Consider the following 12,665-nt stretch of genomic DNA (forward strand, 5'->3'; position numbering starts at 1 on the left):
CACCCCACCCATGGAAAGGAGAAGCCCATGACAATCGCGAAATCTTTGACGATGATTTTGCTCGGCCTTTTGGCTCTGGCCGTCCCCCCGGTTCTGGCCGAAGGCCCCGAACGGATCGACCTGCCCGCGCCGCGCATGGGCACCGTCCCCTTCCCCCACGAACTGCATCAGGAGCGGGCGCAAAGCTGCGAAGTCTGCCACCACAAGGGTGTCGAATCCGGCCCGTGCCACGGGTGCCACGAGCTGGGCAAAGGCCCGCCTCAGGGGCGCGACCTCTTCCACAAAATCTGCAAGGACTGCCACCAGAAAGAAGGCGGACCGACCGCCTGCAACGGCTGCCACAACCGCACCTCCTGACCCTCCCCACAAAAACGCCCCCCGCTCCAACTAAGGAACGGGGGGCGTTTTTACTTCAGCCTGGGGGAATCAGATCACATCATGCCGCCCATGCCACCCATGCCGCCCATGCCGCCGGGCATGGCGGGCATGCCTTCTTCCTTCCTGGGCGCGTCGGCGATGGCGGCTTCGGTGGTCAACATCAGACCGGCCACGGAAGCGGCATTCTGCAGGGCGCTGCGGGTGACCTTGGTCGGGTCGATGATGCCCGCCTCGATCATGTCGCAGTATTCGTCGGTGGCGGCGTTAAGGCCGTAGGCGCCGCCCTTCTTCAGGACTTCGTTGACGACGATGGAGCCTTCCAGACCGGCGTTAGCAGCGATCTGGCGCAGCGGCTCTTCAAGAGCGCGCTTGACGATGTTGACGCCGAACTTCTGCTCGCCTTCCAACTCAAGCTTCTCGACCGCCGCGATGGCACGGATCAGAGCGACGCCGCCACCAGGGACGATGCCTTCTTCCACGGCCGCACGGGTAGCGTGCAGGGCGTCTTCGACGCGGGCTTTCTTCTCTTTCATTTCGGTTTCGGTGGCAGCGCCAACCTTGACCACGGCAACCCCGCCGACCAGCTTGGCGAGACGCTCCTGGAGCTTCTCACGGTCGTAGTCGCTGGTGGTTTCCTCGATCTGAACGCGGATCGCCTTGACCCGAGCGGCGATAGCGGCTTCGTCGCCGGCGCCGTCGATGATGGTGGTGTTGTCCTTATCGACGACAATGCGCTTGGCGGTGCCGAGCATGTCGAGGGTGGCGTTCTCCAGCTTGTGGCCCATGTCCTCGGAGATCACGGTGCCGCCGGTAAGGACAGCGATGTCTTCGAGCATGGCCTTGCGGCGGTCGCCGAAGCCGGGGGCCTTGACGGCGGCGATATTGAGGGTGCCGCGCAGCTTGTTGACCACCAGGGTGGCCAGGGCTTCGCCTTCGACGTCCTCGGAAATGATCAGCAGCGGACGGCCCTGTTTGGCAACCGGCTCAAGAACCGGCAGCAGATCGCGCATATTGCTGATCTTCTTGTCATAGATGAGGATCAGGCCGTCTTCGATGACGGCTTCCATACGGTCCGGGTCGGAGATGAAGTAGGGGGAGAGGTAGCCACGGTCGAACTGCATCCCTTCGACGGTCTCCAGGGTGGTTTCCATCGACTTGGCTTCCTCGACGGTGATGACCCCTTCCTTGCCGACCTTCTCCATGGCCTCGGCGAGGATGTTACCGATGGTGGCGTCGCTGTTGGCCGAGATGGTGCCGACCTGGGCGATTTCCTTGTGGTCCTTGATCGGCTTCGAGAGCTCTTTCAGGCTGGCCACGGCCGCTTCCACAGCCTTGTCGATGCCGCGCTTGATCTCCATCGGGTTGTGCCCGGCGGAAACCAGCTTGACACCTTCACGGTAGATGGCCTGGGCGAGAACAGTGGCGGTGGTGGTGCCGTCGCCGGCGACGTCCGAGGTCTTGGAAGCGACTTCCTTGACCAGCTGAGCGCCCATATTCTCGAAACGGTCCTCCAGTTCGATCTCCTTGGCGACGGTAACGCCGTCCTTGGTGATCAGGGGGGCGCCGAAAGACTTGTCGATGACGACGTTACGGCCCTTGGGACCGAGGGTGGCCTTGACCGCTTCGGCCAGCAGGTTGACCCCTTTGAGGATGCTGTTGCGGGCGTCCTGGGAAAACTTGATTTCTTTGGCTGCCATTACTCTCTATCTCCTTGTCACGTTATTGAAATGATAGGGGGGAAATTACTTCTCGACGACGCCGAGGATATCTTCCTCGCGCATCATCAGATATTCCTTCCCTTCGACCTTGATTTCGGTGCCGGCATATTTGCCGAAGAGCACCTTGTCGCCAACCTTCACATCCAGGGGCAGAACCTTGCCGTCATCGGTCTTCTTGCCGTTGCCAGCGGCGACGATTTCACCCATCTGCGGCTTTTCCTTGGCGGTGTCGGGGATAATCAGGCCCCCGGCGGTTTTGGTTTCCTCTTCGATGCGCTTGACGATGAGACGATCTTGAAGCGGTCTGATGTTCATGTACTTCTCTCCTTTCTGACCTGTTGGATAAAGTTTTCGGGCTGCTCCCGATAGAAAGCGGAAAATAAAAAAGACGTCTGATACCGTTGGAACCGCGGCGGCTCGGACCTCTTGGGGGACCCTGTTGTTAGCACTCGCTTCCGATGAGTGCTAACAACAGGGCTAAATATAGTCAGGGGAGGGGGAATGTCAAGGGTAATCTGCAAAAAATCGGCGGGAGATCAGGAACCACCCAGGGCTGCGCGCACCTTGGCGGCCAGTTCGTCGGCGATGAGCTCGGCCAGCTTGCGACGCTCCTTGTCGATAGTCGAATAATCGTGATCGAAGAAGGTCTTGACCGGATACTCGTGCCGCAGCGTCGGGGTTTCTCTACCGGCGCGATGGAAGGCGACCCGCGACTTGGTCCGGATGTCGGTGGAGCAGCAGCCCGACTCTTCGACATAGCCGAAGACCTCTCCGGTGACGTAGTCGTGATCGCGGCGCCAGTCGCTATCGACCGAGTCGAGACCGCCCTTGAGGATGATGAAGCTATAGCGCTCCGCCAACCCTTCGGCGCTCATCGCTTCGACAAAACGGTCGAATATCGTCTCGACCACGGCATCGGGAACCATGACCGTGGTGAAAGGCACCAGATAGACTTCGTCGCGCTCGCCGGGGAAGCTCAGGCGCAACTCGGGCTCGGCGGTCTTTTTCGTCACTTTCGGCTCCGACTCCGGCTGGGGCGCCGGAGCCGGTGGCGGCGGAACCGGCTCGGCCCTGACCACCGGTGGTGCCGGCGGCGGCGGGGGAGTTTTGACCACCGGCGCGGGAGGAACGGGCGCGGGCCGCACTGGAACAGGACGGGGAGCAGGCGCGGGGGGCGCGGCGACGACCGGCGGCGGTGCGGGAGCGGGCACTGCAACCCGAGACGGAGGGGATGCCGGACGCGCGACCGTGCTCGGCGGTGGGGGAGAGACGGCACCCCCACCGAGCAGGCGCTCCACATCCGGGTCGTCAACCAGCTGATTCAAGCCGTCGCGCAGGCGTTGCAGGGTCGCGGAAGAAAGGCCCTGACGGGCGACGAGACTGACTTCCCCGCCGCCGAAGGCGCCGGCAGGGAGCAAGGGCAAGGCGCTGCCGGCGGGTTGGCGACGCAGGAAGGCCGCTTCGAGGACACCGATGTCGATCATGCGGTGACGCCCCAGCCACTGCTGAAGGGTCTGTTGGTCGGGGAAGGAACGGGCGTTCACCGGCACCCCGAGACGGTTCCCGAGAATCCGGGCGAACTCCCGGGCCTGGTCTTCGTCGCGAAAGAGCACGCCAGGGACGCTGCCTAAAGTCAGGGAAGAAGCAACCCGGCCGACGGCACGTCCCTCTCGCACTGCCGATGAACGGGAAACCGGCGCCGACATGGGGGCCGGCTTCCTCATCGCCGGACGGGAGGGAGCGGAGCGCTGGACCACCGGATCGCCCACCAGGGCCTGACGCACGGCGCTCAGCTGCCGGGGGGAAAGACCGGGACGGGCCACCAGCAAGCTCTCTGCTGGAAACTGGCGACCTGCCGGCTCGGCGCTTCGGGCGAGACGCAGAACCTGAGCCGAGAGCGCCTGCCGGGCGGCGGACTCGGGCAGGAAGGCCAGATCGATCATGCGATAGCGGCCCACCCATTGCAGCAGCTCGTCTTCGGCCGGAAAGGACCGCACCCGCACCGGCCGTCCGAGACGTTGCCCGAGATCCCGGGCAAAAACCTCGGCCTGGATGACATCTGCGGCCAGGGCGCCGAGTACCAGGGCCTTGCCCGCGCCGGAAACGGGAAGTCCGGAGCGGGCGGGGGCCGTACGAGAAGAGACCAACGGTGCGCTCCGCGGCAGCGTAGCGCCAGAGGCGGTGGAGGACAGGCTCTGCAGTCCCAGATCATAAAGAAGCGCCCGCCCCCCCTCATCCTGTTCCATGCCGGCAAGCACTTCGGCCAGGCGCTGGACGCGGGCATCATCCAGGCCGGCGCGTGCTACCAGCGTTCCCGCAGCGGCAACCTCGGCGCGCGGCGTCGGCCGCGCCAGCAGACGGACACCCTTTTCCGCCTCCGCGCCGGCGTCCGTCAGCACCGCCAGATCGACCACCGCGCCGCTGACAAGAGCGGTCCGCAGTTCCTCTTCCGCGAAGAAGATGCGCACGGCGACGGATTCCTCCAGGCGGTGTTCCAGATAGGCGGCAAGGCGTTGCGCCTGGGGAACGGACTTAAGCAGAGAAGTGGGCTGGGGACAAGCCCCCAGCACCAGCTCTGCGCGAGCCGAAAAGGGGATGAGCAGGAGTCCGGCCAGAGTCATCAGCAGCAATTTCGTCGGCAGCCGCATACGCTTTGCAATCCTCCCGGGAATAAGAGCAAATAAACGGGGAAACCATTGAAAACCTTCGCATTCTAACCTTCAGACCAGGGAAAGTCAACGAGGGAATGCCTTGACAGAACCATGCGGATATGTTAACCAATCCCGACTTGCCGAGCCTTTCGGCGCGAAAAACTTATTCAACGGTCGCCTGTAACTGGCGTAAGGTGGGCAACCACCGGGGAGCAGGAGATTTTCGACCGCGACAGCCGAACGCCTGGGCTCTTCCGCATTGACGGAGCCGGGCGTTTTTTCATCGCGCTCGCCCGATCAGCCATTCTTCGCCACAGGAGGAATCACATGATGGACAAGAAACTCTACATTCCCGGCCCGGTGCAGGTCGCCGCCGATGTTTACCAGGCCATGTGCGCGCCGATGATCGGCCACCGCAGCAAAGACTACGCCACCCTCCAGCACGAGGTCACGACCGGTCTGAAGCGCCTGCTGAATACGGAAAACCCCGTCTTTCTCTCCACCTCAAGCGCCTTCGGGGTCATGGAAGGGGCGGTGCGCAACCTGGTGGGCAAGCGCTGCGCCAACTTCGGCAACGGCGCCTTCAGCACCAAGTGGCACGATGTTACCCGGCGCTGCGGCCTGGAGGCCGACCTTTTCACCGCCGAGTGGGGCCAGCCGATCACCCCGGAGATGGTCGAGAAGGCCCTTTCCTCCGGCAAGTACGACGCCATGACCCTGGTCCACAACGAGACCTCTACCGGCGTCCTCTCCCCCCTGGAGGAGATCGCCGAGGTGATGAAAAAATATCCCGAGGTCTCTTTCATCGTCGACACCGTCTCCTCCATGAGCGCGGTGAAGATCGACGTCGGCGCTCTCGGTACCGATGTCTGCCTGGCCGGGGTGCAGAAAGCCTTCGGCCTGCCGCCGGGATTGGCGGTCTTCGCCGTCTCGCCGAAAGCCCTGGAGAAGGCCAAGACCATTCCCAATCGTGGCTATTACTTCGATTTCGAGGAATTCGCCGCTAACGACCTGAAAGACAACACCCCGAGCACCCCGGCCCTGAGCCTGGTCTACGCCCTCGCCCACCAGTTGCGCAAGTTCTTCGCCGAAGGACTGGAGAACCGTTACGAACGCCATCGCCGCATGGCCGAAGCGACCCGCCAATGGGTGCTCGATCAGGGTTTCGGCCTCTTCGCCGCCGAGGGCTACCGCAGCCTGACCCTCACCGCCGGCGCCAACGACGGCCGCATCGATCTGGAAAAGCTCAAGAAGCTGGCCGGCGAGCGCGGCTATGCCATCGACAACGGCTATGGCAAGATCAAGAACCAGACCTTCCGCATTCCGCACATGGCCGACATGGCCCAGGCCGACCTCGACGAACTCTTCCGCCTGCTCGAAGAGCTTCTGCCCCAGGTGCGTTCCTGATCCAACCCCATTTTTCCGGGGGAGTCCGCTCCCCCGGAAAATTCCCGCCTTGCAAAAAGCCTTTTGATTAATCCCGCCTTTCCGTAGTAAGCTGCCGGACAATTCAACACAAAAACCCGGTGAATTCCTTACCGCCTAACTCCTCAAATGACCACGAGAGTTCCATGCGCCTGCGCAGCGTCCTGATCCTCAGCTACGTCTTCATGGCGATCCTCGCCGGCCTGATCGGCGCCATCGGCATCCGCGCCACCCAAACCATCCACCACGAATTCGAATTCGTGCGCAACGACCTCTTGCCCGTCAGCGATGTCCTGGATGACCTGCGCCGGGCGGGGATGAACATCTCGGCGTCGGCGGCAGACTTCGGCCTGATCATGCTCGCCGATCCGGAAAGACCCGCCGCCCTCGATGCGCCGCGCAAAAGACTGACCCGCGCCAGTTTCACCTTTGTCGAAGCCCTGCTGCGCTACGAAAAGATGGTGCGCACCCTCTTTCCCGAAGAGGAGTCCTTTCTCGCCGAGGTGCGTACCCGGGGGAGCCGGCTGCAAAGCTCGACCCTGGCACTGATGGACATCATCCATGCCGGCGCCGGCGGGAAGGAGCTGCTCGATGCCTTTCACCGCCTGCAGGAACGGGAAGCCCAGTTCCATATCGCCATCGAAAAGGCCCTCGAACACGAAAAATGGGAACTGGTTGAGACCAAGGATCAGGTCAACGACATCATCCATGACGGAATCCAGACCACGATCGCCGCAACGGTGGCCGGCATCGCCCTCGCCCTGGCGGTGGGCGTCGCCCTCTTCGGTCGGCTGAGTCGCCCCCTGGCGGAGCTACGCGACACGGCGGAGCGTTTCGGCCGGGGAGAACTCTCGGCGCGGGCGATCATCCGCCGCGACGACGAAATCGGCCTCCTCGCTCACTCCTTCAACGGCATGGCCGACGACCTCGATCAATCGCGCCGGCGCCTGCTCGACAGCAAGCGCCATCTCGACGACATCATCCGTTCCGTCCCCGACGGGCTGCTGGTCACCGATCGGCAGAAGCGGGTCAGCCTGATGAATCCGGCGGCCCGGCGGCTACTCAATCAGCCGGAAGAAGCGCTGCTGGGGCAACCGCTCTGGACGGCTCTTCGATCCCTGGGGCGACTGGTGAACGAAGAAAGCAGAGACCTCCAGGAGGGGGTTGAACTGGAGGTCACCACCGGCGAAAGGGGGAGCGGTCGCCGCCTGGCGATCACCAGTACTCCCTTGGCCGCCGACGGCGACCGCCCGGGCGAGACCCTGGTCATCCTCCGAGACATCACCGCCGAACGCCAGATCGCCCGGATGAAGACCCAGTTCATCTCCACCGCCGCCCACGAACTGAGCACGCCGTTGACCTCGATTCTCGGTTACGCCAACCTGCTGCACGACGAACACACGTATGGCGACTTCAGTGACGAGCAGAAACGGGCCTTCATCGCCGAAGTCCACGACAACGCCGAGTACCTCTACGAGCTGACCAACAAGCTGCTCGATCTCGACCGCATGGAAAACGGTCAGGCGATTCCCCTCAACCGCGAGGCCGTCGACCTCGCCGCCCTGATCGACAAGAGCACGCGCCGCTACCGCCAGCTCTTCCCCGACCGTTCCATCGACATCCGCCGGAGGGAGGACTTTCCCGCCACCTGCCTCTGTGATCCGTTGCGCATCGGCCAGGTGCTGGGCAATCTGATCAGCAACGCCATCAAATATTCACCGTCTGGAAAACCGATCCGCCTGCTTCTTTCCGGCGAAGCCGGCGGCGCCCGCATCGAGATAGAAGATGAAGGCCGGGGGATGAGCAGCGAGGAGCAGGCTCGCGCCTTCGACCCCTTCTACCGCGCCGACGACTCGAACACCGCGCCCCGCGGCACCGGCCTTGGTCTGTGCATCGTCAAGAATATAATTCAAGCCCACGGCGGCCGGGTCTGGATCGAAAGCGCCCTCGGCCGGGGCAGCCGCATCGGCTTCTTCCTCCCCGCAAGCTGACGTCTGACGCCGATCCCTCCCGCAAAAAAAGTTCAGGGCCGCCCCCATCCGGAGCGGCCCTGTTTTATTTAGTCGGTGGCTGCAATTATCTAAGGCTGATCAAAAATGCCCAGGTGCAAGGCGCCCGAAATTCGAGGAGTGAGGCGTACCTTCAGGTACGTCGCAGCGACGAGGATGAGGGCAACGCCGCAGATGGGCGTTTTTCATCAGCCGCTCACACCATCGGCACCGGCGGAGTCGGCTCCAGCTTCCAAATGTCGCGGTTGTAATCCTGCATGGTGCGGTCGGTGGAAAACTTGCCGCTGCACGCGGCGTTGAGGATACTCATGCGCACCCAGTTTTCCTGATCCTGATAAGCGATATCGACCAGTTTCTGGGCCTCGAGATAACCGCGGAAATCGGCGGCGACCAGCCAGGGATCATGGGGATTGCGAATCGCCCGGGTCAGGGGGTCGAAGATCTCCGGCTCGAACTGGTTGAAATGCCCGCTCTCCAGCAGGCGCATGACCCGCGCCAGATCCTCGTCGGCCTCGATAATGGCGTGGGGATCATAATGCCCGCGCAGCGCCTCCACTTCTTCGGCGGTCAGGCCGAAGAGGAAGAAGTTCTCGTCACCGACCTCCTCGCGAATCTCGATGTTGGCGCCGTCCAGGGTGCCGATGGTCAGCGCCCCGTTCATCATGAACTTCATATTGCCGGTCCCCGAGGCTTCCTTCCCGGCCGTGGAGATCTGCTCCGAGAGGTCGGTGCCGGGGGCGATGATCTCCATCAGCGATACGCCGTAGTTGGGGATGAAGGCCACCTTGAGCCGATCCCCCACAGCCGGATCGTTGTTGACCACCTCGGCGACGTTATTGATCAGCTTGATGATGCGCTTGGCCAAAAAGTAGCCGGGCGCGGCCTTGCCGCCGATGAGGACGCAACGGGGGGTCCAGTTGTCGTCGTCGCCGCGCTTGAGGCGGTCGTAGAGATGGATGACGTGGAGGATATTGAGCAACTGCCGCTTGTATTCGTGAATGCGCTTGACCTGGACATCGAAGAGCGCCTCGATATTGAATTCAACGCCGCAGCGGGTCTGCACCAGGCTCGCCAGACGCGCCTTGTTGTCCTGCTTGACCTGCCGCCAGCGAGCGCAAAAGGCGGGATCGTCCGCCGAAAGAGCGAGCCGGGAGAGAAGTTGCAGGTCGGTGACCCAAGCGTTGCCGCCGAGGGTTTCGGTAATCAACTGGGCCAGCTCGGGATTGCACCAGGCGAGCCAGCGGCGGGGGGTGACCCCGTTCGTCTTGTTGTTGAACTTCTCCGGCCAGAGCTCATAGAAGTCACTGAAGAGCCCCTGCTGCAACAGCCGCGAATGAAGCTCGGCGACGCCATTCACCGAGAAGCTGCCGACGATGGCGAGATAGGCCATGCGCACCTGCGGCTGGGGGCCTTCCTCGATGAGCGACATGCGCCGCTGACGCTCGTGATCCCCCGGCCAGCGGCGGGAAACTTCCACCAGGAAGCGGCCATTGATTTCGTAGATGATGTCGAGCAGGCGCGGCAGAAGTCGCTTGAAAAGGGAGACCGGCCAGCGCTCGAGAGCCTCGGGGAGCAGGGTATGGTTGGTGTAGGCCATGGTCTGACTGGTGATGTTCCAGGCCTCGTCCCAGCCGAGCCCGTGGACATCCATGAGCAGGCGCATGAGTTCGGGGACGGCGCAACTCGGATGGGTGTCGTTGAGCTGAAAGCAGTTCTTGGCCGCGAAGTCGGTAAAATCCCCTCCCTTTTGTCCGGTCCAGCGCTGCAGCACGTCTTGCAGGCTTGCCGAAGCGAGGAAATATTGCTGGCGCAGGCGCAGATCCTTGCCGTTTTCACTCGAGTCGTTGGGATAGAGGACCATGGTGATGTTCTCGGCGGCGTTCTTGTCCGATACCGATTCGGGATAGAGTCCCGAGTTGAACTCGCCGAGATCGAATTCGTCGGTGGCGGCGGCCTTCCACAGCCGCAAGGTGTTGACCGTACCGTTGTGGTAGCCGGGGACCGGAATGTCGTAGGGAATCGCCAGCACGTCGTTGGTGTCGACCCAGCGCGCCCGCAACACGCCGGTGGCGCTGCGATAGAACTCGGTACGCCCGCCGAAATGGATGCGCATGGTGTACTCGGGCCGCGCCAGCTCCCAGGGGTTGCCGTCCCGCAACCAGTGATCGGGCTCCTCGGACTGGTGGCCGTTGACGATGTTCTGGCGGAACATGCCGTACTCGTAGCGGATGCCGTAGCCCATCACCGGTAACTGCAAGGTCGCACAGCTGTCGAGGAAGCAGGCCGCCAGCCGCCCGAGACCGCCATTGCCGAGGCCGGCGTCGTGCTCGTTGGCGCTCAGCGTTTCCAGATCCTGGCCGAGACACTGCATGGCCAGCGCCGTATTTTCGTCGAGATCGAGATTGAGCATAGCGTTGCCCAAAGCTCGGCCCATGAGAAATTCGAGGGAGAGATAGAAGGCCTGGCGGCAACCTTCGGCCTCATAGGCGTAGCGGGTGCTCTTCCAGCGCTCCATCAGGCGGTCACGCAGGGTCAGCACCAGAGCCTGATAGGCATAATGGGGGGAGCGGCAATGACGGTCGCGCCCCAGGGTGTAGGTGTAATAGTGGCGAAAATCCTCGACCAGATCGAAAATGTCCATGCCCAGAGGGGGGAGTTCGGTGAGGCTGTCGCGCAGGGTATTGGGATCCAGCGGTTTATCCATCGTCAACTCCTATGCGGATTTGCTCCGCCTGTGAAATGTCCGGAAATTATGGCGCGAGCGAACAGGGGCTCGCTGTCGGACGCGGTCAGACCAGTTTCAGCAGAAACAGATTGACCAGCCCGATGATGAAACCAAGCAGGGCACCGAAGAGATTGATGTATTTAAACTGCTCTTTCATGATGCCCATGAGCAGCCCTTCGACCTTAAGTATATCGAGGGAATTGACCTTATCCTCGACGATCCGGCGCACGTTGAGGGTTTCGACCAGGGGCGGCACCTCTTTTTTCAATAGCTCGGCCAGCTGGTTAAAGAGCCCGGCCTCCAACTCCTCGCGCAGGTCGGCGGGCACCCGGGCCGAGAGTCGTCCCAACGGCTTGCGGAAGAGCCAAAGCTCGAAGCGCTCGGCGAGAATCCGGTCGAGCGCCTCCCGCGCCGCCGGGGTCCGCAGCTCGGCCAGCAAGCGGTCGGCGAAAAGATCCCGGACCCGCGCCAGTCCTCCCTCGGGGAGTAGCCGCTGCAGTAGCGAAGCGAAAGAACTGTCCTTGATCCGCTCCACCCCCCGTTCGGCGAAAGCGAGCAGGGTTTCCGCGGCGCGCCGCCCCTGCACGCCGGCAACCACCCGCTCGCGGATGAAACGGCGGGTACCGGCGACCTTTTCGTAAGGCACCTTTTCCAGATAAGAGGCCACCGGCCGGTCGAGGAAGCCGTCGAGCCGCTCGCGGATGGCCGCCGCCACCTGGGCCTGGGTCTTCTCCTCCCGCAGCCAGCGGGAAATCTCCTCGCCGGCCTTGTCGAGAAATTCGGGGATGCGCCCGTAGACCTTGTCCATGTCGAAGAAACCGGCGAGAATCGCCGAGAGTCCACCGAGGGAGTCGAGAAAGCCCTCGATCCCCTCCCGCGCCTTCTTCACCAGCCGCCCGCGGAATTCGGGGTCGTAGAGCATGCCGCCGAAGCGCTCCAGCACCGGGGGCACTTCTTTTTCCAGCTGGCTCAGCACGACCTCCACCAGGCCGGCGGGCAGCACCTCGCGCAGGCTGCGCTGCGAGGTCACCCACTGCTCCGTCTTGGTATCGACGAAGCCGGCGACGGCGCGCGCCACGCCGTCGGAACGCAAGAACCGCGAGAGCTTGTCGTCGAGATGGCTGCGCAGGGCCTGATAGCGTTCGGGGGTAAGAAAGTTTTCCAGATCCTTGGCCAGCAGCTCGTTCCCCTTACGCGCCAGATAGGTGCGCAGCAGCCGCTCGAAATCGGGGCTTTCCAGATAGTCGAAGATCCCCTTGACCAGTTTCCAGCGCAGCTGTTCCACCAGATCGGCAAAACGTCCGCGCAACTCGGCCGGGACCAGCGAGGCCACGGGCCCCAGGTCGCGGTCGAGGAAGAGGCCGAGCTTGTCGGTCACAGCGCCTTTCAGTTCCCGGCGGAAACCCTCTTTTTCGAGGGCGAGGCCAACATCTTCCGAAGTCAGCAGATGACTGCCGACCATCTCCCCCATCTTCTCCGCCAGTTCGCCGCGCTTGCCGGGAATGATCCCCGGCGTCAGCGGCAGACGCAGGCCGAAGACCCGCCAGGGGCGCAGGGGCCGAAAGAGCATGCGGATGGCGATATGGTTGGTGACGTAGCCGATGAAGGCCCCGAGCAGGGGAGGAACGAGATAGGGCAGAATTTCTTGGAAAGTCCAGTCAGGCAAGGGCAACTCCGATTTTTTTGGGCATCATAACCGCAAAAGACCCGCATAACAAGTCACACAAAAGCGGGCGGTCTGTTATATTAGGTGCGTTTC

8 protein-coding genes and 1 riboswitch are annotated in these 12,665 nt (G+C 62.8%); of the genes, 3 read left to right on the plus strand and 5 right to left on the minus strand.

Going from position 1 to position 12,665, the window contains the following annotated elements; genetic code table 11:
• Positions 1-27: 27 nt before the first annotated feature.
• Positions 28-357: a cytochrome c3 family protein gene (locus BQ4888_RS12960; protein ID WP_092057680.1), complete on the plus strand. Its 330-nt coding sequence runs from the start codon at positions 28-30 to the stop codon at positions 355-357.
• A 74-nt stretch (positions 358-431) separates the two neighbouring features.
• On the opposite strand, the gene groL is transcribed toward BQ4888_RS12960, so the two are convergent.
• The 3 genes from groL to BQ4888_RS12975 form a co-directional block, all read right to left on the minus strand.
• The gene (gene groL / locus BQ4888_RS12965) at positions 432-2,075 is read right to left on the minus strand and encodes a chaperonin GroEL (protein ID WP_092057681.1); all 1,644 of its coding nucleotides are present in this window, start codon (positions 2,073-2,075) and stop codon (positions 432-434) included.
• A gap of 45 nt (positions 2,076-2,120) precedes the next feature.
• Positions 2,121-2,411: a co-chaperone GroES gene (gene groES, locus BQ4888_RS12970; protein ID WP_092057682.1), complete on the minus strand. Its 291-nt coding sequence runs from the start codon at positions 2,409-2,411 to the stop codon at positions 2,121-2,123.
• 221 nt (positions 2,412-2,632) lie between these two features.
• Positions 2,633-4,744, minus strand: a complete 2,112-nt coding sequence (locus BQ4888_RS12975) for a L,D-transpeptidase family protein (protein WP_092057683.1) — start codon at positions 4,742-4,744, stop codon at positions 2,633-2,635.
• 173 nt (positions 4,745-4,917) lie between these two features.
• Positions 4,918-5,004: riboswitch (ZMP/ZTP riboswitch) on the plus strand.
• A 73-nt stretch (positions 5,005-5,077) separates the two neighbouring features.
• Between BQ4888_RS12975 and BQ4888_RS12980 the strand changes: the two genes are divergently transcribed.
• Together BQ4888_RS12980 and BQ4888_RS12985 are read left to right on the plus strand one after the other, a co-directional pair.
• Positions 5,078-6,154 (plus strand): pyridoxal-phosphate-dependent aminotransferase family protein, encoded by a 1,077-nt coding sequence (locus BQ4888_RS12980; protein ID WP_092057830.1) that lies wholly within the window; start codon positions 5,078-5,080, stop codon positions 6,152-6,154.
• A gap of 164 nt (positions 6,155-6,318) precedes the next feature.
• On the plus strand, positions 6,319-8,163 hold the full coding sequence (locus BQ4888_RS12985; RefSeq protein ID WP_092057684.1) for a sensor histidine kinase: 1,845 nt from the start codon (positions 6,319-6,321) through the stop codon (positions 8,161-8,163).
• A 214-nt stretch (positions 8,164-8,377) separates the two neighbouring features.
• Here BQ4888_RS12985 and BQ4888_RS12990 read toward each other — a convergent pair whose 3' ends face one another.
• Both BQ4888_RS12990 and BQ4888_RS12995 read right to left on the minus strand, forming a co-directional pair.
• A complete protein-coding gene (locus BQ4888_RS12990) occupies positions 8,378-10,885 on the minus strand; it encodes a glycogen/starch/alpha-glucan phosphorylase (protein ID WP_092057685.1) in 2,508 nt (835 codons plus the stop codon).
• An 85-nt stretch (positions 10,886-10,970) separates the two neighbouring features.
• Positions 10,971-12,572 (minus strand): DUF445 family protein, encoded by a 1,602-nt coding sequence (locus tag BQ4888_RS12995; RefSeq protein ID WP_092057686.1) that lies wholly within the window; start codon positions 12,570-12,572, stop codon positions 10,971-10,973.
• Positions 12,573-12,665 lie beyond the last annotated feature (93 nt).

Origin of the sequence: Desulfuromonas acetexigens (genome assembly GCF_900111775.1) — a bacterium.
GTDB classification, from domain to species: domain Bacteria; phylum Desulfobacterota; class Desulfuromonadia; order Desulfuromonadales; family Trichloromonadaceae; genus Trichloromonas; species Trichloromonas acetexigens.

Bases quoted from the DNA above. Each gene is read 5' to 3' on its own strand.
- BQ4888_RS12985 (WP_092057684.1), top strand. From the start codon at position 6,319: ATGCGCCTGCGCAGCGTCCTGATCCTCAGCTACGTCTTCATGGCGATC.
- BQ4888_RS12990 (WP_092057685.1), bottom strand. From the start codon at position 10,885: ATGGATAAACCGCTGGATCCCAATACCCTGCGCGACAGCCTCACCGAA.
- BQ4888_RS12980 (WP_092057830.1), top strand. From the start codon at position 5,078: ATGGACAAGAAACTCTACATTCCCGGCCCGGTGCAGGTCGCCGCCGAT.
- groES (WP_092057682.1), bottom strand. From the start codon at position 2,411: ATGAACATCAGACCGCTTCAAGATCGTCTCATCGTCAAGCGCATCGAA.
- groL (WP_092057681.1), bottom strand. From the start codon at position 2,075: ATGGCAGCCAAAGAAATCAAGTTTTCCCAGGACGCCCGCAACAGCATC.
- BQ4888_RS12960 (WP_092057680.1), top strand. From the start codon at position 28: ATGACAATCGCGAAATCTTTGACGATGATTTTGCTCGGCCTTTTGGCT.
- BQ4888_RS12975 (WP_092057683.1), bottom strand. From the start codon at position 4,744: ATGCGGCTGCCGACGAAATTGCTGCTGATGACTCTGGCCGGACTCCTG.